The organism is Luteolibacter algae (assembly GCF_042683045.1).
Lineage (GTDB): Bacteria > Verrucomicrobiota > Verrucomicrobiia > Verrucomicrobiales > Akkermansiaceae > Luteolibacter > Luteolibacter algae.
The window spans coordinates 231220-256154 of sequence record NZ_JBHUIT010000003.1 but is presented as its reverse complement, the minus strand read 5'-3'; the positions used below and the strand labels follow the sequence as shown (position 1 = coordinate 256154).

Annotated in this window: 15 protein-coding genes; 1 reads left to right on the top strand and 14 read right to left on the bottom strand. The window is 57.0% G+C overall.

Annotation, left to right across the window (positions count from 1 at the left end):
• Window positions 1-555: 555 nt before the first annotated feature.
• Window positions 556-1932, top strand: a complete 1377-nt coding sequence (locus tag ACFSSA_RS05350; RefSeq protein ID WP_386819034.1) for a sugar transferase — start codon at window positions 556-558, stop codon at window positions 1930-1932.
• A gap of 333 nt (window positions 1933-2265) precedes the next feature.
• Here the strand turns inward: ACFSSA_RS05350 and ACFSSA_RS05345 are convergent, their stop codons facing one another.
• The 14 genes from ACFSSA_RS05345 to ACFSSA_RS05280 form a co-directional block, all read right to left on the bottom strand.
• Entirely contained in the window at window positions 2266-4083 is a 1818-nt protein-coding gene (locus ACFSSA_RS05345; RefSeq protein ID WP_386819032.1) for a cytochrome c biogenesis protein, read from the bottom strand.
• Window positions 4080-5249: a cytochrome c biogenesis ResB family protein gene (locus ACFSSA_RS05340; RefSeq protein WP_386819030.1), complete on the bottom strand. Its 1170-nt coding sequence runs from the start codon at window positions 5247-5249 to the stop codon at window positions 4080-4082. Before ACFSSA_RS05340 ends, ACFSSA_RS05345 begins: the two co-directional genes overlap by 4 nt.
• A 12-nt stretch (window positions 5250-5261) precedes the next feature.
• The gene (locus ACFSSA_RS05335; protein ID WP_386819028.1) at window positions 5262-6362 is read right to left on the bottom strand and encodes a hypothetical protein; all 1101 of its coding nucleotides are present in this window, start codon (window positions 6360-6362) and stop codon (window positions 5262-5264) included.
• A gap of 95 nt (window positions 6363-6457) precedes the next feature.
• Complete coding sequence (locus ACFSSA_RS05330) at window positions 6458-7687, bottom strand: 2Fe-2S iron-sulfur cluster-binding protein (protein WP_386819026.1); 1230 nt, start codon at window positions 7685-7687, stop codon at window positions 6458-6460.
• Window positions 7688-7696: 9 nt separating this feature from the next.
• Window positions 7697-9205 carry a hypothetical protein gene (locus ACFSSA_RS05325; protein ID WP_386819024.1) on the bottom strand — a complete coding sequence of 503 codons (1509 nt, stop codon included), beginning with the start codon at window positions 9203-9205 and terminating at the stop codon, window positions 7697-7699.
• A gap of 35 nt (window positions 9206-9240) precedes the next feature.
• Complete coding sequence (locus tag ACFSSA_RS05320; RefSeq protein WP_386819022.1) at window positions 9241-11922, bottom strand: multiheme c-type cytochrome; 2682 nt, start codon at window positions 11920-11922, stop codon at window positions 9241-9243.
• An 87-nt stretch (window positions 11923-12009) separates the two neighbouring features.
• On the bottom strand, window positions 12010-14613 hold the full coding sequence (locus ACFSSA_RS05315; protein ID WP_386819020.1) for a hypothetical protein: 2604 nt from the start codon (window positions 14611-14613) through the stop codon (window positions 12010-12012).
• Window positions 14613-15446, bottom strand: a complete 834-nt coding sequence (locus ACFSSA_RS05310) for a hypothetical protein (protein ID WP_386819018.1) — start codon at window positions 15444-15446, stop codon at window positions 14613-14615. Before ACFSSA_RS05310 ends, ACFSSA_RS05315 begins: the two co-directional genes overlap by 1 nt.
• On the bottom strand, window positions 15431-17266 hold the full coding sequence (locus ACFSSA_RS05305; protein ID WP_386819016.1) for a cyclic nucleotide-binding domain-containing protein: 1836 nt from the start codon (window positions 17264-17266) through the stop codon (window positions 15431-15433). Before ACFSSA_RS05305 ends, ACFSSA_RS05310 begins: the two co-directional genes overlap by 16 nt.
• A gap of 110 nt (window positions 17267-17376) precedes the next feature.
• On the bottom strand, window positions 17377-18399 hold the full coding sequence (locus ACFSSA_RS05300) for a cytochrome c family protein (protein ID WP_386819014.1): 1023 nt from the start codon (window positions 18397-18399) through the stop codon (window positions 17377-17379).
• Window positions 18400-18775: 376 nt separating this feature from the next.
• On the bottom strand, window positions 18776-20221 hold the full coding sequence (locus tag ACFSSA_RS05295; protein WP_386819012.1) for an aldehyde dehydrogenase family protein: 1446 nt from the start codon (window positions 20219-20221) through the stop codon (window positions 18776-18778).
• Window positions 20222-20251: 30 nt separating this feature from the next.
• Window positions 20252-21898 (bottom strand): acetolactate synthase large subunit, encoded by a 1647-nt coding sequence (locus ACFSSA_RS05290; protein WP_386819010.1) that lies wholly within the window; start codon window positions 21896-21898, stop codon window positions 20252-20254.
• Window positions 21899-21921: 23 nt separating this feature from the next.
• Window positions 21922-23280: an NADP-specific glutamate dehydrogenase gene (gene gdhA, locus ACFSSA_RS05285; protein WP_386819008.1), complete on the bottom strand. Its 1359-nt coding sequence runs from the start codon at window positions 23278-23280 to the stop codon at window positions 21922-21924.
• Between the two features lie 189 nt (window positions 23281-23469).
• A complete protein-coding gene (locus ACFSSA_RS05280; RefSeq protein WP_386819006.1) occupies window positions 23470-24921 on the bottom strand; it encodes a DUF7133 domain-containing protein in 1452 nt (483 codons plus the stop codon).
• Between the last annotated feature and the right edge of the window lie 14 nt (window positions 24922-24935).

Sequence of the window (24935 nt, the reverse complement as noted above, 5' to 3'; positions counted from 1 at the left end):
GACGGGAGTTACGGCTGACCGGGCCGGTCGGCCCTACCGGGTGGTGGCCGCTTTTCTCTACCTTATCTACTGCTTTGTCCGTAATTCGGACTTAGGAAATTAAAGGGTGGGTTGTATGGCTTTGGTAGGTCCCGCTTGGGTGGTAGGTTGTTGGATTTTTTCGTAATCCGCTTGATTACAGTGGGTTGGAGGTCGTGATGGCTGGCTGCGGGCTGTCGAATTAGTTTATTTACGTAAATTCATGCATATATGTAATAGTTGCTAAAAGTGTGGTTGATATAATTGGCAAGAAAAAAATCCTGACGGTATCGTCAGGATTTTTTACGTAAATATCTCGTTTTTTAATTGATAGTTCTCCAGCGATGAATGTATCTCCCTCGTGTCTTGGCTTGGGGCGGGGATCGACGGAAGTGAAAATCTTTCATAAGGTCCCCTTGTTGTTGATTTTCAGGGTTTTAGGAGGTTTCTACGGGTTTCCCCGCAGAGATTTCCAAACTGGGAGAGTTTTCGGCATATCCCTTGCTTTTAACTAAATTTGTCAACTCCCAAACCATTATGATATCATCCAGAGAAAGAGGTTTTTTTCAGATTCTAGTAGGTCTGCAAGTGGGTCTTATATCTACTATATATTGGGGGTGGTATGTCATTCTCTTCTATGGGGTGCATGGATCACCGGCTTCCTTCCAGAGCTACGTCAAATATTCGATTGTGATCGTGATGGCCCTGATCATTGAGGCGGTCTCCCGCCCGACAGCGCTGCGGCTGAGCCCGGGACGGGTAAGGAAGGTGGCCTTTCCGGTGGCGCGCAGGCAATCGATCTGGATTGTTGCGAGTGTGATGACCCTGCTGGTGCTTTCGAAGGATCTTGCGATGTCCCGGATCTTTTTCGGAGGACTGATTCTGCTCTCGTTTACCGCGCTGTTTTTGACGAACCGTTTCATCATCCGCTGGGCGATGAATTTCGACTCCAAGTGGTTCAGCAAGTGGAAGCTGCGGACGATGGTGCTGGGGCCGAAGGAGTGGTGCGACTCCGTCATCCCGGATTTGATTTTGAACAAGGGGATGCTGGATCTTAAACGCGTTGTCTGGACGGATGATGAAAATGAGAGCAAGGATTACACCAAGCTGGTGGCGGAGCAGCCGATCGATATGTTGGTGATGCCGCCGCGCCATTTGCCGGATAAAACGGTGATCAGCCTGCTGCGTGCCGGGGACAAGCTGGGTTACCGCTGCTGGCTGCCGCTGGAGCTGACCCGTCGCTACGGACGCCGTTTTGATCTCCAGAAGACCGGCCGTCTGGATGTGCTTTCGCCGCCTGCGGAGCCGTTGGAAAACGTCTCGAACCAAGTGATCAAGCGCTGTGCGGATATTGTTTTCAGTCTGGTGATGATCTGCACGGTGATTCCGCCGCTTTGCCTGCTGGTTTGGGCGATTCACCGCAAGTATTCGCCGGGTCCGCTGTTTTTCAAACAAGACCGTGTTGGAAAAAACGGCGAGACCTTCAAGGTTTACAAATTCCGCACACTGCATGTGGCGAATGGCGATGAAACACAACAGGTCACGAAGTCAGACAACCGCATCTTCAAGGGCGGCGGTATGCTGCGCAAAACCAGCATCGATGAAATGCCGCAATTTTTCAACGTGCTGCTGGGCGATATGAGTGTGGTAGGTCCACGTCCGCACATGGAGCAACATGATGAGGTTTTCCGCGAGATTTTCGAGCGCTACGGCGTCCGCCGCTACGTGAAACCCGGCGTAACCGGCTTGGCGCAGGTGAAAGGCTACCGGGGCGAGGTGAATCGTCCGCTGGATCTCCGCAACCGTGCCCGGCTGGATAACTTCTACGTCAGCCATTGGGATCTTTCCATGGATCTGAAGATCGTGATGATGACAGGCCTGAGCATGGTGAAGCCACCGAAGACCGCCTACTAGGCGGTAGGACGTGCGGCCCGCGCGTCCGTGGAATGGATAGGAAGATCGAAGTCACGGCCGACCGGGCCGGTCAGTCCTACCGTTTTGATTGGTAGGGACGTGCGGCCCGCGCGTCCGTGGATGGATACGAAGACGGGAGTTTCGGCCGACCGGGCCGGTCGGCCCTACCGTTTATGATGTGAGGTAGGGACGCGCGGCCCGCGCGTCCGTGGAATGGATAGGAAGATCGAAGTCACGGCCGACCGGGCCGGTCAGCCCTACCGTTTTTGATTGGTAGGCGCGTCCGTGGATGGATACGAAGACGGGAGTTTCGGCCGACCGGGCCGGTCGGCCCTACCTTTTGACCGGGATGAATCCCGCAGCCATGATGATCAGCTGGCTGAGAATGAAGGCGCTGAGCCAGACAAAGGCCGCATCGGTAAAGCCATAGGAATGGAGGCCGATGCCGAGCATATTGGTGCCGAACCATGACCAGCTGGTGACGATATTGCCGAAGATCGCCATGACCATCATGCCGCGTTCACGGATCATGCCGCCCCAGCGGGCGTGGAGGATGATTGCGTTCCAGATCACGATGAGGAGTGCTCCATTTTCCTTCGGGTCCCAGCCCCAGAAGCGGCCCCAGGATTGATCTGCCCAAATGCCGCCGAGGACTGTGCCGACGAAGCTGGCGAGGGTGGCGAAGCAAATCACTCCGTAAACCATCCCACGTAGTGAAACGACGGTGCTTTTCGGCATGCCACCGAAGATTCTGCGGAGCAGGAAGACGATCGCGAGCGTGCCTGCAAGAAAAGTCGCCGAGTAGCCGAGGGTGATGACCACGACGTGTGTGGCAAGCCAAAAATTGGTATCAAGCACGGCACGCATCATCTCCAGGGTATCGCCGGAAAGGGAAAGATGATGGGCGATGAGGAGCGTGGCAAAGCCGATGACAGAGGCGACCGCGGTGCCGATGGCATTGCGGTGGAAAATCTCGATTACCGCGCTGAGCACGATGGCACCCCAGCCGATGAACACGGCCGAGGAGTAGAGATTCGTGACCGGAGGGCGACCCTCCAGGCACATGCGGGTAATCAGGCCGATGGTGTGGAGGAGAAGACCCAGCGCAAGCACGCGGAATGCGGAGCGGCGGAGACAGCCTTCCGGGCGCAGCCAGGAAACGATGGCGGTGAGAAACGCGATCACATAGAGAACCATGCAGAGGTAAAACGGGGCGATGCGATTGAACAGGCTCTCCGCCGCACCTTTGTTGATCTCGGTCGGGCGGTTCTCGGTCAGCCACGCGCGGTAGGCATTTACCGCCGCATTAAATGCCGCGATATCCTTCGTGCGATATGCGTCTCCGAGGCGGGCATAGGCGAGAGTGGCCGGGTGCGGACCGCCTGCATCAATGGCGTCGATCACGGAATCCGCCAGCTTGCGCCAGCCATCCTGGCCGCTGCCAGAGGGGGTGGTGTAAATTTCTGTCAGCGGAGCCCAGTGCAGGATTTCCCGCATGCGGCCGGAAGCTCGGTCAATGGCCTGCTGGTTGAAATCCGCGCCTTGATTTTTCTTTTCCGCTTCCGCGATGGCCGTGTCCACTGCACCAAGGAAAAGTGCGAGCTCCGCCTCCATCTGGGTGGTGTCGGGCATGGCAAGGGCGTTTTTGAGCTGGTTGTAGAGCCGTAGGTTCCGCGTCAGCCGCATCAGGGCTTTTTCATACGGGCTCCAGGTTTTCGGTTCGAGCTGGCTGACCCGCTTCGCCTCTTTTTCGAGTGCGGGGAAGGAGGGCTCCAGCTGGGCGTGGGAGAAGCTCTTGCCATCCGCCCGGGTGAAGTCCGTCAGCCCGAGGATTTCATCGTGGTGGATGAGGAAAATCTTCCGCGTATCCGCCACTTCCGGCTGGAAGGCGAGCTCTGCCAGCCATGTCGATGGAGAAGCAGGTGCGGTATCGCCCGGGACGCGCTGTTTCGCCTGGATGCTGAGCAGTGCGTTCCGCGCAAGCGAATCGAGCGGCTGGACGCGGCCATTGGCGACAACCGGCAGGCTGCCGAAGTTCTTGAAATCGAATTCCGCGGATGGCCGGAAGGCCTTGAAAACGGCCGAGCCCACGAAAAGCAGGCAAAGCAAAGGGATGATCCAGACGGTGAGACTTTTGGAAGGGACTCTCATGGTGCGGGGATGGCTTTGCGGCGGGCGATCGCCTTGAAAAGGTGTTGGGAAAATACCCACAGCAGCCCGATAGCGACCATGGCACAGGCGATGTAGGGAAGCGTCCACGCGGGATTGCGCACGACCTGGAAAATGCTGGTCTCGTCATTGTTATCGAAGCCGGACTGGTAGAACGTCAGGCCCTGGTAGCGCAATGGGTGGTTCATATAGATCAAATCTTCGCGATCCTCGCCGGTTTCCGGGTTGAGGATGCGGATCTTGCTGGAGAAGTTTTTCGGGACATTCGTGCCGAGGTAGCGATCGTGGCTGAAGTCCAGCAGCTTGATCGAAAAGGGGTGGTAGAGCCGATGCTGGCGGATGGACATTTTCCAGGTTTTGCCGTCGATTTCGAAAGCCTGATCGCCTTTCAGCGCGTTTGAAAGCAGCCAGCGGCCAATGCTGGTTCCATCGTCTTTCACGATATCGACAAAGGCCGAGCTGAGATCGCGGCGATCCATGGCGGTTTCGCGCGGGGTGCCACGCATGGCAAAAAACTTGCCCAGCCCATCGGTGGCGCGGGTTTTGTCGAAGGCGGAGACATCGGCGGTTTCCGGAAGGATCTCGCTGTTGCGGTAGAAGGTGTGGAGCTTTACGGAAAAACCTTTCATTGGGAAGACGGCGCCGCTGTGCAGCCTGCCTTGCGGAATGGCGGTCACGGTCTCTTCGTTTTCACCGGAAGGCTCGATCACCACCAGCTCCACATCGCGGGGAAACGTGGAGTAGTTTTTCGTTTCTCCCTCATTGATCGACATCTGGGCTTCCCTGCCGAGGATGCCGGTGAAAAATTCCCCGAGAAGAAGGAGCAGCACGCCGGAATGGATCAGGATCATCCCGGCCTTTTCCCAGCGCAGCTTGAATCGCGCGGTATGTGCGGCGAGGAGGTTGATGACCAGCAGGCCGCCGAGAACAATCCCGCCGGGGAGGGGAATGGAGAATTTTTTATCTCCCGGGATGATGTCCCACCACGCATACCAGGCGCGGAAGTAGCGCAGCTGCACCTCGTGGATGCCAAGCTCCACCTGCATGATGGTGGCGATGAAAATCAGCAGCATGGAAAGCGCCAGCAGAGTGACGGTGAGCCGCAGCGAGCTGAGGAACCTGCAGGAATTGCGAAGTGTGGAAGTCATGGGTGCAAACGATCAGGGAAAGGTCGCGGAGCGGACGAATACCTCGAATTTGCCGCGGTTCTCCTGCACCAGCCCGGCATCGCCGGTGATCTTGAAAAACCAGGTGTAGCTGCCCTGCTTCAGAATCGCGGTGCTGATCGCTGCCTTCCGGCCCTCCAGCAATGGCTCGGTGCTGAGCATGTGGCTGATGAAATATTTTTTCCCGTTGTCCTCAACCCACGAGCCGAGCGCGGGATCCTCTTCTGAAGCGAGTGGCTGAAGCTGGAGCTGTGAGCGCCAGCGGTTGACATTGTCCAGGACGCTTCCGGAATCTCCCGGCAAGGGGATCACCGAAACATCAGCGGATGCGCCTTTCCCGCCGGCAATGCTGAAGCTGGCGGCACGCATCGCACTGCCTTGGCTGACGGTCCAGCCATCGGGGGCTTTTACTTCGATTTTCGGCGGGCCGGTAGGGCCGGTAGGGCCCGCCGGGGGTGCTGGAGCTGCGGCGGCGGTTTCCCCGACAATGCGGACGGTGCGGAGAAATTCCATGAAGGTGCCGCCGGATTTTTTCAGCTGGCCGGTGGATCCGGTGAACTTGAAATACCAGGTCTCCGAGTCCAGCGGGAGGATTGCCGCGAGGATGCCTTCGCGATCATCCGCGGCATCTTCGGCGAGGAGATTGAACAACTGCATACTGCGCTCCGAGCCCGGGACCTTCATTGGCTGGCCGGAAATCTGATCTTCCGGCAGAGGTTTCTGGCCGGTTTGGGCACGCCAGCGATTGATGTTTGCAGCGAGGCCGCCGCCATCGCCACCGAGCTTGGAGACCGTGATGCGACCTCCGCCCGGCAGGGCGTAGGCTGCGGTGAGAAACTGGCCGGCCTCTTCCATTTTCCAATCCGTGCCCGCCTGCCAGGTCACCGCGTGGGAGTGCGCGGCATGATCGTGGGGAGCCTCGGATTGGGAGGATGGGTTGGCTTGCGGAGCTTCCCCGATGGGATCGGCGGGGGCTGGTGCTTCGGAGTCCGTCGCGACCTTGTAGGTGCGGATTTCCTTATCCTTGCAAGAGCCCAGAAGGCATAGGGTAAGGGGGACGGCGAGATATTGGCTTTTGTGGAAAAAATTCGACATAACAGATGGGGCTGATTCGCTGGAGGGTCTGACGGATGCAGCCGGGATGAAAGCGGAAACGGAGGATGGCGATTGCAAAACGGGCTTCGGTGGGATCAGGCATCCAGCACGAGATCTCCATCCGGCAGGCAAACACAGGGGAGGCAGCAGCCGGCCTCAATGGCGAATTCCGGTTTGGAATCGTATTTCACTTTACCCGAGAGGAGGGCGATTTGGCAGGTGCCGCAGCTTCCCGCACAGCAGCCGGAAGGGATGTCGACGCCTTCTTCCGAGGCGAGATCGAGGAGGTTTGTGGCGGTGCCACTGACTTGCAGCAACTTGCCGGATTTCTTGAATTCCACGCTGGCGGCTGCCACGTCGACGGATTTTTTGACCGCGATGAATGCCTCGTCGTGGACATGTTTTTCCGGCACTCCCCAGTCGATGAGTCCATCGCGTATCGCTTGCATCATCGGCCCGGGCCCGCAGGTGTAAAAATCGTAATTGTTGGAAGGGAGGAGCTGCTTGAACAGATCCACCCCGACCCTGCTCCTATGATCGTAGTCTTTTCCCAGGATATCGTCCGGGCCGGGGTTGCTGTAACAGATGTGGATGTGAAAATTCGGTTGGTTGAGCTCCCGCCATTGCTTGACGGTATCTGCGATCATGTTTTCGGACCCGTTTCTCACTCCGTAGAAGAACCATGTCTTGCGGCGTGACTTGGCGGCGACGAGGGCGTTCATCATGCTGAGCACCGGGGTGAGCCCGACTCCGGAGCCGGACAGAACGATCGGGCTGCCCTCGGAGGGATCGATGGAGAAACCACCGTTTGGAGCACGGACATCGAGGATATCACCTTCCGCGATGACATCGTGGAAGTGGGAGGATGCGAGCCCGGGAGGAAGATCCGGCTGATCGCGCGGAGCGAGGCAGCGCTTGATGCTCACACGGTAATAATCGGGATGTGGCGAATCCGACAGGCTGTAGCAACGGGTGACGGATTTTCCATTGATCTGCAGCTGGAAGGTAAGGAACTGGCCCGGCAGAAAGGACGGCAGCGGGAGCTTTCCGTCATGCGGGGAAAGATAGTAGGAATAGATGTCTCCTTTTTCCGGCACCTTGCGGGTGACCTGGAACTTGCGCACGCCGTTCCACGGGGCTGAGCTTTTTTCCGAAAGGGAGCGGGTGGCGCGGATCGATGCCAGCTGCTCGCCCAGCAATGCGATTTCGCCACGGAAGATATCTCCGTCCCGGCGGAAAGTGGCAAGCTGTCGGAATGCGATAAAGGCGAGGCCGAGAGCTCCGGCTGCCAATATTGCCCAGGCGGTGATTTCTAGTGGATTCATGGAATTTTCTTAAAACTGGAAGCTGTATTCACAGCGGAGACCGGTGCCGGTCTCGCCATCATCGTAGGCGGCAAGGAAGCTATCGAGACGGATAATGGAATGCTGGTCGAGCGCGTGCTGGTAGCTCAGGCCGATGCCGCCGCCGGAGCGGGAATTGCCATCCGTGGAGATGCGGCCACCGATTTCCGCAACGATCTGCCGCTTGCTATACTGTCCGTCGAGGAAATGCTGATAGCCGATGGAAGCGCCTACGGCATCATTGCTCCGGTTTGAGATCGCGCTGCCGTATCTACCCAGCCCAACGGCGCCGAACAATAGCCCGTTGATGCCACCGATCGGGCCACCGACGGATGGATCGCGGGCTGCGGAAGTGTAGTTCCCGATGCCGACGAAGGAGTTGATATAGGCGATATCGAAGTTGTAATCCATCGTGCGTGAAATCTGTGAGAACAGCAGCGCACCGGTATCGATGGCTGCGGTTTCATCATCCATCGCGTAGGAAAGGTTCGCGCGGAGCGTGGAATTGTATTTTCCGAAGCGGCGGGTCTGGCCGATTCCGAAATACAACCCGTCACCGCCGGTGGAATTACTGCCATTAACGTAGGCGAGGTCCACCTCGTAGGTGCTTTTCGAATAATCCGCGGCATAGAAAAGGCCGAAGAGCGAGGCATCCGGATCCTCGATGTTGTTGCCACGGTGGATCTCGTTCCACGCCACCAGGGCTGTCAGGCGGGAGGCGGAGGCACCGAAATTGAACATCGAGGCGCGGGTGACTCCGAAGGCATCGACGGAATCGTTGATCATGATCCCGTCCTGGAAATTGAGCGGCATGCGGCCAACGGCAAAGCCGTAGTCCAGATTTTTTGTGTCGTGCGGGTCAAGATTGGGGAATAGCTCGCCGAAATCCCCTTCGAAGTAGAGGCTGCGGATACGGCCGTTCAGGCTGTCGTTGTAGCCGCTGGGATCATCGAAACGGTAGGAGGTAAAATTCCCGCCGTTATCCAACGGGCGAATGCTGAAGAGAATGCGCTCCGTGGGAGTGAGGTAGATATTGGTGAAAAGATCCAGGCGGTTCGCCCACTCCGTGCTGTTGGTCAGGCCGTTGTCGAAGTGCTGGAGCGCTGTCCGATAAGTGCCGTAGATGACCACCGTTGGCTGCCACACGGCTCCGGTGGGAGTTTCAAAACCAGGAAAAATGGAACCGGAGTTGAGGAAAGGATTCGATCCGAAAATGGTTTTCCGCTTCGGTGGATCAAGGTCCTCGCCGGTTTCGTTCTGCTTGGCGATGATGGCCTTGCGCTCCCGGTTGGACTCAAAGACGAGATCTTCGATCGTTTCGGTAACAGGTGCGGGGCGCTTCGGGAAGTCCTTGCCGATTTCCTGCCACGGCACGGCTTCATCACTGAGCAGCAGCTCGCCGGGGAGGGCCTCCGCGGAGCTAGGCTGGGAAAGTGCCGCCATCAGCAAAAGGCTGCCGGTCAGATTGCCAGTGGTTTGCTTGAGATATTGATTCTTCATCGGAAAAAATGGATGCGTAGTTCTGGGGCGTGGCTTCATTCGCCGAAGTTTTCTTCACCAAATTCGCCTTCGCTGAAGTCTTCGCCGCCGAAGTCCTCCTCCTTGAAATCGTCCGGGTTATAATTCGGATCGATTTGTTCATCCAGCGGCAGTGGCGGCTCCACGATATCGATGATGGCGGTTTCCTGCTGCTGCCCGGCATCGAACTCGGGATTGTAGGGGAAAGGGCCCGGCGGCACGGCCATGATATCCTTCTCCGTCGGATGAAGGTTCCACGAGGTGCGTTCTCCATCGAGGCGAATGGTCTTTTCCCAAAGCACCTGGGCGCCTCCACGGCGGTCCGAGTCCCGCGTTGAGGGGCTGATGCGATGGCCGTGGACCACACGTTTCGCGACTTCCATCGGGGAGAGATTGTAATCGAAACCGACTCCGGAAATCTCCGGGATCAGATTCACGGGAATCATCTGGGTGATGAAACGGATATCGACTGTGTAGGGGCCCGTGCCGGTCAGCATTTTCGCAGGGACTTTGTAATCCGCGATGCGGCTCCCGTTCGGTGGCAGGCCCACGGCGTGCTTGCGGGCTCCGCCGGGACGGGCGCGCAGGATACCGGGAAACGTATCGGGGCGGATGTATGGTAGGGGATCGACCGAATAATTCACCGCGAGCACTTGCTCCCGCTCCCCGCCGAAACGGTTGCGCACGATAAATTTTGATTGGAGGCTGAAGAGCTGATTGTCCACTTTCCATTTTTTGTCCTCCGCCAGAAGGGGGAGTTGCGCCTTTGCCTTCCAGTCAGAGGAGGCAAGGAAGGAATGGGTTTTATCCGCGTTGTGATGGACAAAGACCGAGTGTAGATCGCGGACATCTCCGTTTGGATCCCGGTCACCGGACTCAAAAACCTTGCGGCCATAGCGATCTTTCACTGCGACATTTAGGAAAACCAGGCGCTCGGCATCGAAGCCGGTCGGCACGCCGTGTCCATCGGTTCCATTGCGGACCTCCACCTGGAACTCTAGGGCTTTGTGGTCATTCCGGGTGACTTTGAATTCCCCGAGCTGGTAGCCGCGGCGCAGCACCTGATAGCGCTGGGTATTGATCTCGTTGAGCAGCCTGAACTGTTGGTTGAGCGAGGAGCGGAAATCGGTGCGGTATTTCAGATCGTTCCACGGCCATGGCAGGGCCTCACCGATTTTCGGATTTTTTGCGACCCGTTTCTCGAAATCGCTGTTCACATCACCCCAACCGTCTTCCCATTTGAAATGAATCACGTGGCGGAGGCTGGCGCGTTCTTTCACGACCACATCGCCATTCGGTTTGAGCTCCTGGTTCTGCATATCCCAGAGCTGATCGCGGATATTCTTGGAGTGAGGAAAAATCCCCGGGTGGATGATCGAGTAATCCGGCCCCGCGAACATGTGGTTGGTGCGTTTGCGGGAGGGAGTCGCCTTGCCGTAGCCATCGTCTTCCGGATCGGTGGCCCAGAGATCCCCGCCGATTCGCGCGGCGGGACCTGTGTGATAGTTCGCCTCGCCATCGGCCACTTTTGCGCCGGGCACCTTGCCCATGTGACAGTCCTGGCAGGTTTCACCGTCCGCATTGGCGGGAGAGTTTTTAAACTGGGTGAAAGCTTCCTCCAGACGAAAGCCGTTGAGAAGGTTCACGTCATGGCAGGTGCCGCAGAAGCCGGAGGTCGCGATGGGATCGAACTTTTTGGCATCATTGTGGATCTTGCGTTGGCCCGTGCCTTCCTCTTCCGTCTTGAGCGTGGTATCGTTCTCCAGGATTTCCTTGAGGATCGCATTTCCCTTAGGGCCATAGACGGGATCGAAAACATCGCCGGTTACCACGGAAGTCCGGCCGCTGACCTTGCCGTAATTTTTATCGATGCGGTGGCAGACCACGCAGGTGATTCCTTCCAGGGATGCCGGATGGCGATTGAAGTTACTGGTAAGGATCGGCTCCTCGCGCTGCATGCCTACCTGGGTGTGACAGCGGATGCAGAAATCCCCGTTGGTGCCGGAAGTCGCCTTGAAAAGTGTGGCCTGCATCGCATTGAAAACCGGGCTGACCTGGGCGTAGGCATGGGCGGATACGGACCATTCGCGGAAATGATCCGGATGGCAGGCGGCGCAGGCGGAGGCCGAAGGGAAACGCTTTTCGCTCTCCAAAAGATCGAGGAAGCTGATGTGTGCTTCGGCCGCGTTTGCGTAGATGGTTTTGGATTCCTTCTCGTCTTCTTCCTCTGGCTCGAACTCTGCGAAAATATCGGTGTCCGGCGGCAACTCTCCGCCGCCAAAGCTCTCCTCTCCGAATTCTTCCGCGCCGAACCCCTCCTCTCCAAACCCTTCATCCCCGAAGCCCTCGTCTCCAAATCCTTCGTCTCCGAAACCCTCTTTCATGGCCTCTCCTTCGGAGGGCGGAAGAATCGCATTTCCGGTCGCACCCTTTTGCTTCTCTACCGTTTCCACCGTTTCCACCGTTTCCCCGCTTGCTGGCTCCGCGGCTGCCGGAGACTTTCCGATCTCACCTGCGGTTTCTTCAGCCTCCGGTTTGGTTGGCTCCGGCACATCTTCGGCATGTATCGGCGCAAGATTGGCGGCCACAATGAGTGAAAAAATCGCGAAGCGTGGGAGCGAAATTGCCCGGTTGGCGGAAGCACTCGTGGCTGGTCTCAAAATATCAGGACCCTGTTCTGGGCTTACGGAATGTTTCATGAGATTAGGAGAGGTAAGGAGATGAGTAGAATGGAGCTTGGGGATATGACGAACGCCGTGCCGTTGGTGGCGGCTGGGTGGGATCGCTCAATCGGCTGGAGGATGTTGCGTAGCTGGCAGGGAAATTGAATGGGTCGCGTCCTTGTGATAGACGTGGCATTGGATGCAGCCATCGCCGGCCTTGCCGGGTTGGTGGCACTCGACACAGGTTTGCTTGATGATCGGTTTGAAATTGCTCAGATACTCCGCCGGATCGGCTTTGGCGGACCAATCGGCGCTTTCGTCCCAATCGCCGGATTCCGGGAAGGAAGTGAGGAAACTTTCACCGCCGGTTTGTGTCTGGTGACAGCTTCTGCAGTCGGTGAGCAAAAGGTGGGTGGCGTGATTGTAGCGGGTGAGGGAGTGGCGCGCTTCGGCTTCCGCCTGGCTGAACCAATTGATCCTGGCGCTTGCAAGCTTGCCGCTTTCATCACGGATTTCATCCACGGCATGGCATTTCAGGCAGCTTCCGGAGGCTTTGGATTCGCTGCCAGATAGGAAATCGAAACCTTCTTTGAACTGCGCCAAGGCGAGGGGCGAGGACACATTGGCGGCGAGGCTATCGAGCCAATTTCTGATCAATGGATCGGCGTGGCCGGTGGACCGATAATACAAGGCACCGTATTGTTCATACCAGCCACCGCGTGCGGCCCACGTGATCGGATCGATGGCTTCGAGTTCTTTCGGCGCTTCCGGTTCCGCCGCAGCTGGATCTTCCCCGCTACTGGCGAACTCATCGTCATTGCCTAAAGTTTCTTCGCCGCCCGCGAACTCGTCGTCGCCGGTGGCAAAAGTTTCTTCGCCGCCAGCGAACTCATCGTCGCCAGTGGCAAAAGTTTCTTCGCCGCCCGCGAACTCGTCGTCGCTGGTGGCAAAAGTTTCCTCACCGCCAGCGAACTCATCGTCGCCAGTGGCAAAAGTTTCTTCGCCGCCCGCGAACTCATCGTCGCTGGTGGCAAAAGTTTCCTCGGAGTTTTCAACCGGAGGGTGGGTTTCGGTGCTTTCCGCCATATCCGGCCCGGCAGGTTGGATGGCTTCCGGGAATTTTCCGGAGCGTTTTGCGGAAACCTCGGCAAGCAAGGTGATGTAATCGTTTTTACTGAAGCCCTGGCGCATTGCATCGAAAGCACTTGCGGGGATGCCCTTCACCAGCTCCGCCGCGCCCGGGAAACCCGCCTGCGTGAGACGGTGTGTCAGTTCTTCCTGGCCGATGAGGTTGGACGGATTCTCGTGGGGTTGATTCTGCGAGAGATCCCGTGCGAGTTCTTTCACGGCCCAGGCAAGAGTCTCGATATCGCGGACCGCCGCCTCGTCGAGTTCGGCTTCCAACGCCGGATCGAAAGGATTTACCCCGGCGGAGCGGAGACGTTCCCAGGCCTCGCGGGCCTCGGGCGAAAGCATTTGCAAGGTCGGCCACGGGAAGGAATTCGCAGGTTCCTCGATCCAGGTGCCGAGCGATCTGGGAGGATCCAGCTGCGCGAGTTTTTCATCAAGGAAGCTTTTGTTGAGCGGTGGGAAGGCGAGAAACGCCAACGGTTCTCCGGCACGGGTATTGCCATCGTGGCAAGCGGCGCAGGAAGTTTCAAAGGGTTTCACAGACATCGGCTCGCCGGATTTTCCGCTGCTGTGACAGGCGGTGCAGGATGTGCTTTCCGCGTGGCGGGCTGCCGGATCATACCCCTCGGGAACCGTTTCCGGATGGGCCTTCAGCTCCTCGGCGAAGTGGGTCTGATAGTGTGACCTGTGATCGAAGCGAATGCCGGTGCGGCGATCGTATGGGTAACTGGATTGGGAAAACTCCGGGTGGCCGTCTGAAAAACTCTCGAACTGTTCCTGGTGACAAACCTGGCATTGTTTGTTGGAAAGGGTGGCGATATCGGACGTTTCACCGTGGTGTTCCTGGTGGCAGGTCGCGCAATGCAGGCCGCCGTCTGAAAGGTGCTTGCTGCTCAGGGCGGAGGCGGCGAGGAGGAGCAACTTGCCATTTTTTTGCGGCTTTGCGGCAGAGCGGCTGGGAAGTTGATCCGAAGTATGTGGGGCAAACGCGAATTTGTTCCCGGCTCCGCCGATTTCTCCGTGGCAGGAAAGGCATAGCTCTCCATCATTGATCGCGCGATGGTGGGTGGCCGCGCCATGCATGGCGGTAAGGGCCGCCGGAGAAAGATCCTGATCGCTATGACAGCGGAAGCATTGATTCTCCAGAAACGAATGATTTGTGGAAAGCTGGCCGGGATCGAGCCCCGCCATGGGATCGGAGAGTTTGTCGTTATCCGGTGTGAGAATGGCGATCAACCAGACGATGGTTGCGAGGGTGACTGCTATAGTGAAAATGCCGCGCTTGGAGCGAAGCGAGCGTTTGGGCAAGCACTTCGGCACGCTCATGCAGCAGGATCCATCGGGCAGCGGGCCGCTTTCGCAAGGCTCCCCACCGTGGGTATCCTGGCGGGTGCATAGCCATCTATCACCGATGCGGCGAGGGAGGCACTGCCCGGAGACGCGACCTTCGAACCCGATCCCCGCCTGGCATTTGCCTTTGGGATCGGGCCCCAGGAAACAGGGACAGTCCTTGCATGCGTTTCCGCACAGCCAGCGTTGATCCGGCCGGTTATAGACGGATTGGCGGTGTTTGGTGGACTGGAAGGAAACCGGCATCAGCGGGAAGTGGTGTAATTGAACGCGGCCCAGGCATGGACGAGAGCCACGCATACCATGCTGTAGGTGAAGGGAATATGAACGAAGAGCCAGCAGCGGAGGAAGAACTGGCAGGACTTCTGGACGTCCAGATTGTGTTTTGCCTCAATCATTTCTTTCATCCGCTCAAGGACCGGTCGCTCCTCCTCGCTGGTGTAACGGTCGATATCGCGCAGCTCGTCGAGCGCCCTGGCGCGGAATCGATTCGGATTTCCCAAGAAAAAGCGGAACGGCGAGCGGGGCCGGAAATAGGCGGAAAGACGATGAAGGTAAGCATCGCCCAGCGCGGAGGTGCCATTTTTCGTTTCTTCCGAGAGGATGAGCTCTTCCGCTTGTTTGCGCAATCTGACCTCGAAGGCGGAGATCTTTTCAAAGGTGAGAGGCTCGCCGGAACGAGCCATCACTTTCGGAAGGATCCGGGTGATGAAAAGCCCCAGAATCCCCGAGATGGAGACAACGAGGAAAAGGATGCCCAGAGCGAGCTCCAGTTTTCCCGAAGGGACCCGGAAGCTGGTGTGAATGCCATACAGAAAGATGGAGAGCAGGCCGGCGTAGATGTGAAACTGCAGCCAGTGGGATGCCTTGACCAGGGGGAGGAAGGGGAGTTTCTTGCGGGCGTTGAAAAACGTCAGCACCAGCACCAGGGCCATGAGGACCAGGCCCGAGTAAAATGCGCTGGGCCGGAGGGAAATGCCGAGAAGGTAGCACAATGCGAAAGCGCAGAACCCCACCGCCAGCAGGATAGCGGTGTTTCCCATGCGTCTGCGTGCCAGAGCTTTTACCGGGATAGCCATTTAGCGAGGGAGTTGATGTTTTGCATATCAAAGCGTTGAAGCGCATCATGCGGGCAGGCGCGGACACAGGCAGGGCCGGCAAGCTGATCATGGCAGAGATCGCATTTTGTAGCGCGTTTGATGACACCAGCGGCTGTCAGGTTGACCCGCTTGCCGCCCGCTTCGGTGCTGACAGGGAACTGGGGCATTCCCTCGTCGTCCCGGATATCGACCATTTGAATATTGTCGTAAGGGCAATTATCCGCGCATGCCGAGCAGCCGATACAGGTGTTATCGTTGATGACAACTTCGCCGCTTGCCTCGCGATGGATCGCACCCGTCGGGCAGGGGATCATGCAGATGGGATCGTGGCAATGCAGACAGGCTTGCGTGACCTGTATGCTGTTTTCACGGTCTCCGTAACGGATGAAACGCGGGTTGCCATCGTGCGTCGAAGCGCAGGCGCGGACGCAGTCATCGCAGCGGGTGCACCGGTCCAGATCGATAAGCATCGCCGCACTGCCATTGATGGTGCGCTTATCCATCAGAAATTCCATGATATCAGGGCCCAGTCGATCGCTGGCTTTTTCCGCGAGGAAGTTGGTGGAGATTTTCTCCGTGGTTTTATTTTCCGCAGGCGGCGCCAGAAGTGCGGTTTCCTCCGGGGTCAGGTGCGGGATGATCAGCTTTTCCACCAGCTGGGTGGGAATCACCAATAAATCGACGTATCCGATAGCCCGGAGAGTGTGCTGGGCGGGGAGGATATCGGCCGGTTCGAGATGATTATGGTAAAGCTCCCCGAGGCCGTAGATCTGGCCTTTTCCGAGGTAGGAAACCGTCGTTTCGCCTTTGTGGTGGCGGCGGCTGACGCGGACGAATCCTCCCCGGACGATCACCATTCCATCGATGTATTCGGACTCCCGGATAATCAGCGGCTCATTGCGGAGGCGGTCGCTGGCGCTCGTGGCGCTGAGAATTTTCTGGTAGGATCCATACCAGTCGAAACGGCCGTGGCGCTCGAAACGGGTGCCTGCGACCAGCTCTGCGACGTCCGCGGGATTGAGGCGTTTGATGAAATCCAGATTCTTCAGCAGCGAGCTGAGACCGAAGCGGCGGAATCTTTCTTCGACATGTTCCTTGAAAGCCGGTGCGAAGTTCATCAGATCCCGCAATCCCTGCCAGCGGATTTCCAGAATCTCGGTGCCCTTTTCCGCTGCGATCACCGTTGCTGTCCGAGGGCTGCGGCCAAGAGCGGCGATCTCTCCGAACATTTCACCGGCCTGAATATCGATGGTGTTGCGACCTTCCAGGACGCGGGGCGCATCTTGTAGAAAAATTCCGGGCGCTGCCTCCCTGCGAGCGTTTTCCTCGAAACGGCGGCTATGATGAACTCGCTTTTCGGGGATTTTGCTTCGGGTAAGAGCCTTGCGAAGCATCGCCAGAGGACCTTTTTTTTCGGTCTGGTTCCGCCCCAATAATTTGGAGGGAAGGTTATCGACGATTAGGCGGACGGAACCCCGCAGCACCACGAATGCGGAGTTTCCATAATCTCCCTCGCGGACAATGATTTCGTCCTGTTCCTTGAGAAGCAGGCGGCAGTCATTGAGGAGAATTCCATCAAGAGGTAAATGACGTGGAAAGCGCTCCGGATCCACGCCGGAGAAAACCGGTGCGGTGCGGATACGGGCGAGAACATTCCGGATCCGGGAAAATATCTCCTCTTCTTCGCCCACGGTGGTGCCTGCCAGAATACGAGCCACAGTATGGCTGGAGATCTTGGTATCGAAAGGAGTATCCCAGCGTTGAGGGCGCTCTAGGGAATGCTCGGTTTCGGCAGGCATAATCGGTGTGAGTGCAGTTAGGGATTTACTGCTTCATCGGAAATCCCCGGTCGTTTGCTGCGAGTGGCGATCATGAGCGGGAGAGGAGAGGTGACTCGGAATCCGGAGAGTTACGGCTGCCATGCGGTGCCTTTGGATTTTTTCGGTAAGATCGAATCCAGTGCGCCCAGGGCGCTGCCGTCATGGTTGTCGCTAAGGGATTTGATAGGATCCTTCAGTGCATCGGCAGCCGCAGCCACAAGTTTGGGATCGCCACTGAGCTTTACAGCGGAGGCGATCTCCGCCGCTTTCTTCAATTCCTCGGGTGCTGCGTCACCAAGGATTTTGGAGACTGCCGGGAGTTCCTTGTTGATGATGGTGTGGGCGCGGGTGCCCATCGCCTTGCGGAAAGCACCACCGCCGGTTTTTCCATTGGATAGCGCGCGCAGGCTGTATTCCAGATCAAGGAGCATGCCCACCACGAAGAGCTTGCGTTTGCGCTCGGGAGTGGTTGGAAGGTTCTCGCCTTTCGTGCGTGTATGATCCGGAGTGTAGAAATTGTGTCTGACTTCTCCCTGCGACCAGGAAACGAGGTTGAATCCTTCGCTGCGGGCGATGTGTCCGCCTACATTGACAAGCTTCTCATCACGGATGATGTGGCAGTTGAAACAATTTTCACCGACCAATGCGGTGTCCTCGGGGTAGAGCATTCCGGCAGCCTTGGAGCGTTGCTTCCTTTCGTCGCGATTTGGGATTTTTTCGATTTCGCCGTGGATTTCATAGAAATCGAGTCCGCCGCCGTGGCATGATTCACAGCTCACGCCACCGATGGTTTTCGTGGCACCGCCGGTTTTCTGACGGGTGAAATGGCATTCCGTGCAGAGCGGGCTGGTGGTCATCGCATTGGCATTGGCAAGCCCCATCGCCTTTGCGATTTTTTCGGCCTCCTCACGGGTCTTGGCATCCCGGTGGACGCTGTCTGAGCGAAAGTGGGCGGAAAGCTTCCACGCTTTGACTTCCTCTTCGTGGCAATCGGCGCACTTTTCACTACCGATCACCTTTTCCGGATGAAGGGTGGAGGCCGCCTGGCCATAGGCGAGAGGAGCTGAAAGACATGCAGCAACTAGGGTGAGCGGAAAAAGGTGAGGCTTCATGGTTTTTATCAGGAGTAAAAAAAATCAAAAATCTAGTGGCGAAAACCGGATGTTATGCACTTGCGAAGAGCACAGAGTGTGCAAAATTTTCATGGAATCAAAGGTAAAACGCAATTGTTACGAAATTTTTACACAAATTTAGTGATGTCTATTGCTTGATTTCATTGAATGAGCAGGTGTTTTATGGGCATGAAATGCTTTCATGTACAGTTCCTTGGAAAACCGGTGCGAGCCATCTTATCGCCTTCCGGAAGCGATAGGGAATTGCAGCGTGAAACCGAGAATTTCGGGTGTTTCATCGGCAGGATATCAGCCTTGTCCTCCTTGTGCGGAGCTGTGTGAGGATGAAGGGGACAGTCGGTATCGCAGGAATGTCTCAGAGTGATGGTGACTGGAAGATGAGAGATTTCTCGATCTGCATGTCACTGATCGTGTGCGGGATACCGCCGATGCCGAGCCCTGATTCCCGGAGGCCGGCGAAGGGCATCCAATCAACGCGGAAAGCGGTATGATCATTCACCATCACGGTTTTCGCATTCAATCGCCGGTAGGCGCGGAAAATCGTATCCATGTTTTGGCTGAAAACGGAGGCTTGGAAGGAATAGGGGACATGATTCGCCCTGTCGATGGCCTCCTCCAGATCCTCGTAGCTGTAAAGGCAAACGACTGGGCCAAAAATTTCTTCCGAACTCACGCTGCATGCGGGCGGGGGATCGATCAGGATCGTGGGGCCATAACAGGTTGAGGAAAACCGTTTTCCTCCGGAATGCAGTTTAGCTCCGGCGGCGATCGCTTCCTCCACCCATTTTTCGACCCGTTCCAGTTCTTTGGTCCGGATCAATGGGCCGATGGCGACCTCCTCCAGGGTGGGGTCGCCCACTTTCATCCTGGCAGCTTCCGCAGCAAGTTTGTCCGCCAGTTCCCGGATCATGGTAGAGGGTGCGAAAATGCGCTGGACGGATACGCAGACCTGGCCGGCGTGGTAGAATGCGCCCTTTGCCAATAGCGGAGCCGCAAGGTTTAGATCGGCAGTGTCGTCCATGATGACCGGGGCGGCACCACCGTGCTCAAGTGCGCAGCGAGTCCCCGGGGCCAGCTTCGAACGCAACATCCAGCCAACTTTTCCGCTGCCGATAAACGTGAAGAAAGCGATGCGCCGATCTCCGACCGTAGCTGTAGCCAGCCCGCGATCCTTTATGGCAAGTGCCTGGCACCATGCCGGTGGCAGGCCTGCCTCATGCAAAAGCTCGACCAATCTGAAACAGGAAAGCGGAGTGTCCGATGCTGGCTTCACGATGACGGGGCAGCCAGTGGCTATCGCCGGAAAAACCTGATGAATGATCAAATTCATCGGGTGGTTGAAGGCGGAATAAGCGAGCACCGGGCCGATCGGCTCGTGCGAGGAAAAGGCCAACCGGTGAGCGGAAGCCGGGTTGAGACCCATCGGGATTTCCTCCCCATGCTGGGTGCGGATTGTTTCAATGCAGCAATGGATTCCATCAATCGCCCGGGAAACCTCCGCACGGGAATCGATCAATGGTTTGCCACCCTCGCGCGCCGATTCCAAAGCGAAATCTTCCGCTCGCTCGGTCAGAAGTCCGGCGGCTTTTTTCAAAATGGAGATCCGTTGCCATGCGGGGAGCCGTTGCGAAACATCCGCATGCAAAGCGGCGGCTATATCCAGCGCTTGTTCCACCGCTGCCGCGTCCGCGAGCTCGACGGAGCCGATGACGGATCCATCGAATGGTGCGGTGACTTCCAGGCTGCCGGCGCTGGATGAAGCACCGGGGACCAGGGTTTTGAAATGCGATTTCAGGGACATGGGGAAGATGGGCAGACTTTGGAGAAATGGCTAAACGGCGGCCGAACGCTCGCGAATTTCATGATTGAGAATCCGGTCATTGTCCGAGTAATCCACCGGCAGATCGATGAGATGGACCCCGGGCTCGTCCCTGCATTTCTGTAAAAGAGGCAGGAGAGCTTCGGAAGATTCTATCCGATGTCCCCGGGCTCCGTAACTCCGGGCGTAGAGGACAAAATCCGGGTTGCCGAAGGTCAGCCCGAAATCGGCGAGTGACATGTTTTTCTGTTTCCAGCGGATCATGCCGTAGGAATCATCGCGTAAAATAATCACAGTGAGGTGCAACCCGAGACGGACCGCGGTTTCCAGCTCCTGGGAGTTCATCATAAAGCCTCCGTCGCCGCATACGGCGATGACATCGCGCTCCGGATGAACAATCTTTGCCGCCATTGCGGAAGGAAGTCCGGCACCCATGGTCGCAAGTGCGTTATCGAGCAAGACGGTATTGGGGAGGGCCGCATTGTAGTGGCGTGCGAACCAGATTTTATAAACGCCATTGTCGAGGGCGATCATTCCGTCCTTAGCCAGAGTCCGGCGGACATCCGCGACGAGACGCTGCGGTTTGATCGGGAAGGCGGGATCGTCAAATCCTTCGATGCGCTGGGCATCAGCTGCCTGTTTGATCGCCATGAAGCGCTGGAAATCCCAATGAGCGGCGGGCTGCAGCTGCTCCGTGATTTGCCAGATACTATTGGCAATATCACCGACGACTTCGACCTGCGGGTAGTACACCGGATCAACCGTTGCGGAAAAGAAATTGATATGGATCACCTTGCGTGTATCGCCGGGACGCATGAAGAACGGAGGCTTCTCGATCACATCGTGACCGACGTTTACGATCAGGTCCGCATGCTCGATCGCGCGGTGGAGGTAGTCGCCATCGGAAAGGGCGGCGTTACCTAGAAAAAGTTCTGAGTTTTCATCGATCACCCCTTTGCCCATCTGTGTGGAGATGAAAGGGATACCGGTTTTTTTCACGAACTCGCAAAGCATGCGGCTGGTGAGCTTCCGGTTGGCGCCTGCTGCAACGAGGAGGAGCGGGTGTTTTGCCGCGGAAATCATCTGAACCGCAAGGGCGATGGATTTCGCCTCGGCCACCGGGCGTCGCACGGATGAGGCGGGAATCGGCGAGGAATCTGTGATTTCTTCTCCGGCGATATCCTCGGGAAGTTCCAGGTGAACCGCACCGGGGCGCTCTTCTTCCGCGAGGCGTATCGCCTCCCGGACCCGGCAGGCAATATTATCCACGCTGACGATTTGGTGAGTGAACTTGGTAATGGGTTTCATCATTTCCACGACATCAAGAATTTGAAAGCGGCCCTGTTTGCTCTTTTTCACGGGCTTCTGGCCAGTGATCATCATCATCGGCATTCCGCCGAGCTGTGCGTAAGCAGCCGCTGTGACAAGATTGGTCGCACCGGGCCCAAGTGTGGAGAGGCAGACCCCGGTTTTTCCGGTGAGCCTGCCGTAGGTGGCAGCCATAAATCCAGCTCCCTGCTCGTGACGGGTAAGGATCAAACGAATGCTGGAGCGTGAGAGGGAATCGAGGAAATCGAGATTCTCCTCGCCCGGAATACCGAAGATGTATTCCACCCCCTCGGCTTCGAGGCATTTCACAAAGTGGTCGGACGCTTTCATAAATAGGTAATGGTAAGGGATTCTCAGCCTACGCCGTATGCGAGCATGGCATCTGCCACTTTTACAAACCCGGCGATATTGGCCCCGCTCTTGTAGTCCACCGGTCTGCCCTCGCGGGTGCCGTATTTCACACACTTGGTGTGAATATCTTCCATGATGGTGGTGAGGCGCTGGTCGACTTCTTCGCGGCTCCAGCTGATCCGCAATTGGTTCTGGCTTTGTTCCAAGCCGGAGACGGCCACGCCCCCGGCGTTCGCTGCCTTGGCCGGGCCGAACAAAACATCATCCTCGAGAAAATGTTCGGTGGCTTCTGCGGTGCAGGGCATATTTGCTCCTTCGGCAATGGCCATGACGCCATTTTTTACCATGATGGCAGCGTCTTCGAGGTGGATCTCGTTTTGCGTAGCACATGGAAAAGCGAGATCGGCGGGCACTTCCCAGGGAGTTTTTCCGGCGACAAATTTGCAGCCGAAGTGCTCGGCATATTCCTGGATACGGCCGCGGCGGACTTCTTTGAGGTCAATCAGCCAATCGAGTTTTTCGCGGGTGATGCCATCGGGATCGTGAATGAAGCCGCTGGAGTCCGAGGCCGTGAGGACTTTCGCACCGAGCTGGATGAGCTTTTCCATGCAATACAAGGCGACATTTCCGGAACCGGAGACGATTGCTCTTTTGCCACGGATCTCACCTCCGGCGTGTTCCAACATGTGCTTCATGAAATAAACCGCGCCGTAGCCCGTCGCTTCTTTGCGAACGAGACTGCCTCCAAAAGAAAGTCCCTTGCCCGTGAGAATGCCGGCGAAACGGTTTTCCAACCGCTTGTATTGTCCGAAAAGATAGCTGATCTCTCTGGCTCCCACGCCAATATCGCCAGCCGGGACATCCGTGTCCTCGCCGATGTGGCGATGAAGCTCGATCATCATGGACTGGCAGAAGCGCATGACTTCGCGATCGGATTTCCCTTTGGGATTGAAATTCGATCCACCTTTCGCACCTCCCATTGGCAGACCGGTGAGGCTGTTTTTCAAAACCTGCTCAAAGCCGAGAAACTTGAGGACGCTTTGGGTTACCGATGGGTGAAAGCGGAGACCTCCTTTGTAGGGGCCGATGGAATTATTGAACTGCACACGCCAAGCCCGATCCGCGTGGATCCGGCCATTGTCATCCTCCCAGGTGACGCGGAAGGTGATGATCCGGTCCGGCTCCGTCATCCGCTCCAGGATATAGGCATCCCGGTATTTCGTATTCTCGGAAACAAAAGGGATGATCGTTTCTACGACTTCATGAACGGCTTGTTGGAACTCTGTCTCACCGGGGTTTCTCTTTTTCAGGCCTTTCATGAAAGCTTTGATTTCCTGGTCGGGAGTGGGTTTCGCTTTCATAACAGACCATTCTGCATGATATGGAATTTATGGGAATGCCTTTCTTAAGGAGTTTTCGTAAGAAAGCCTTAGGCCTGCTCGAAATCCGCTGTCGATCTGGGTGAAATACAAAAAAGGGAGAGGCGCGAACCTCTCCCTTTGGTGAACCGAAAACAAAGATTCGGAAACTGATGATCTTACGGTGTGTGATTACTTGGCCGGGATTTCGTTCAGCGTGTAATAGGCATTCGGATGCCAGATTCCCTTTCCTTTGGCGGATTTCACGCCTTTTGCATCGAGGTGGTGGACGTGGCCGCGCACGAGCCCTTCGATTTCGAGTCTGACCGATTTTTTGTCCTCCGAAACGGTGGCGGATTTTACGATCGGGGTAGCCTTGTCCACCTCTGGGGAGCCGTAGGTTTTCTGCAGGATGTATGTCCAGGCCGCCATGGTGTAGGAGGCTGGATCCGACGCTGATTTTTCATCCACAGGCTCAGTGAAGTTGAGCGTGAAGCCATCGTGGTTGGCGGTCATGGTGAGGATCTCGAAAGGAGTTTTCCCAGTCCATTGGACGCGCTCGAAGCTAAATGGCTTGGAGCCTTTGGACGCCCAGCCACGGTTCGTGCCGCCTACGAAGATGATTCCTTTTTCGTCATCGAAACGCAGGGGGACGATGCCAGCCTCAAAACCATTGAGAAAATGGAATACCGCGCCCTGGTAGAGACCGTTGACCATTTCCAGGCAGACACGCTGCACTTCGGATTTGGTTTGCTCGCCAATGTAGAGCTGCTCGTTCCAGGGGCCGAATTTTCCACCCGAAGTATCGGCAGCGATACCGGTGGGGGAGTTGCCAACGATGGCGTGCGGGAGAACCACAGCAGGTGGGATGAACTCCGGGTGCTTCAAACGCTCCGCGAGAACGCGCGAGCCGCTTTCCGGCTCTGGCGGCGCGGGTAGGCCGGCGAGCTTGTGATACTTGTTCCCGGTTGGATTGCCCTGGAATGAGCCGGGCTTGAGCCATTTCAGCGAGGAAGAACCGTTCCAGAGACCTTGGTTATCCGTGTAGAACATGTCGCCGGAGGCGTTCATTCCAATGCCGCCGGGCGAACGGATCCCGGAGCAGGTGGGGATCATTTTTCCCTCCGGGGTGATGCGGACCGTCCAGCCGCGCCAATCGGATTCCGCGGCGGCGGAGCCTGTCAGGCAGAGATTGATCCATACGTCGCCATTTTTATCCGGTTTGCTGCCGAAGGCATATTCGTGATAGTTGCCATTGATGCCCCAGTCCGAGTTGATCGTCTCGAACACATCTGCTTTGCCATCACCGTCGGTATCCTCGAGGCGGGTGAATTCCGGGCGCTGTGTGAGAAACAGGGAGCCGTCCTTGTAGAACATCCCGAGTGGCTCGTGGAGGCCTTCGGCAAATTTTTGCCAAGTGACCTTTGAAAGATCCTCGCCGTAAGCGCCACTGCAGATCCAGACATCGCCGCGGCGGGAAGCCACGGCAACTTTTTCTCCGGGCATGAGTGCGATTGAGGAGATCTCCATGACTTCGCCCTTTGGCAAAGGGATTTCCTGGCGGTGGTAGTATTCCGCCTGCATGGGATCCTCCTGAGCGAAAGCGCTCACGGAAAGGGCTGCTAAAATTGAAATTGCTCGCATAATTTTGAGATGAA

Excerpts from the sequence above, each read along its gene's own strand:
- ACFSSA_RS05330 (WP_386819026.1), bottom strand. The coding sequence starts at position 7,687 with ATGAATCCACTAGAAATCACCGCCTGGGCAATATTGGCAGCCGGAGCT.
- ACFSSA_RS05315 (WP_386819020.1), bottom strand. The coding sequence starts at position 14,613 with ATGCCGGTTTCCTTCCAGTCCACCAAACACCGCCAATCCGTCTATAAC.
- ACFSSA_RS05320 (WP_386819022.1), bottom strand. The coding sequence starts at position 11,922 with ATGAAACATTCCGTAAGCCCAGAACAGGGTCCTGATATTTTGAGACCA.
- ACFSSA_RS05325 (WP_386819024.1), bottom strand. The coding sequence starts at position 9,205 with ATGAAGAATCAATATCTCAAGCAAACCACTGGCAATCTGACCGGCAGC.
- ACFSSA_RS05280 (WP_386819006.1), bottom strand. The coding sequence starts at position 24,921 with ATGCGAGCAATTTCAATTTTAGCAGCCCTTTCCGTGAGCGCTTTCGCT.
- ACFSSA_RS05340 (WP_386819030.1), bottom strand. The coding sequence starts at position 5,249 with ATGACTTCCACACTTCGCAATTCCTGCAGGTTCCTCAGCTCGCTGCGG.
- ACFSSA_RS05335 (WP_386819028.1), bottom strand. The coding sequence starts at position 6,362 with ATGTCGAATTTTTTCCACAAAAGCCAATATCTCGCCGTCCCCCTTACC.
- ACFSSA_RS05295 (WP_386819012.1), bottom strand. The coding sequence starts at position 20,221 with ATGTCCCTGAAATCGCATTTCAAAACCCTGGTCCCCGGTGCTTCATCC.
- ACFSSA_RS05350 (WP_386819034.1), top strand. The coding sequence starts at position 556 with ATGATATCATCCAGAGAAAGAGGTTTTTTTCAGATTCTAGTAGGTCTG.
- ACFSSA_RS05345 (WP_386819032.1), bottom strand. The coding sequence starts at position 4,083 with ATGAGAGTCCCTTCCAAAAGTCTCACCGTCTGGATCATCCCTTTGCTT.
- gdhA (WP_386819008.1), bottom strand. The coding sequence starts at position 23,280 with ATGAAAGCGAAACCCACTCCCGACCAGGAAATCAAAGCTTTCATGAAA.
- ACFSSA_RS05305 (WP_386819016.1), bottom strand. The coding sequence starts at position 17,266 with ATGCCTGCCGAAACCGAGCATTCCCTAGAGCGCCCTCAACGCTGGGAT.
- ACFSSA_RS05310 (WP_386819018.1), bottom strand. The coding sequence starts at position 15,446 with ATGGCTATCCCGGTAAAAGCTCTGGCACGCAGACGCATGGGAAACACC.
- ACFSSA_RS05300 (WP_386819014.1), bottom strand. The coding sequence starts at position 18,399 with ATGAAGCCTCACCTTTTTCCGCTCACCCTAGTTGCTGCATGTCTTTCA.
- ACFSSA_RS05290 (WP_386819010.1), bottom strand. The coding sequence starts at position 21,898 with ATGAAAGCGTCCGACCACTTTGTGAAATGCCTCGAAGCCGAGGGGGTG.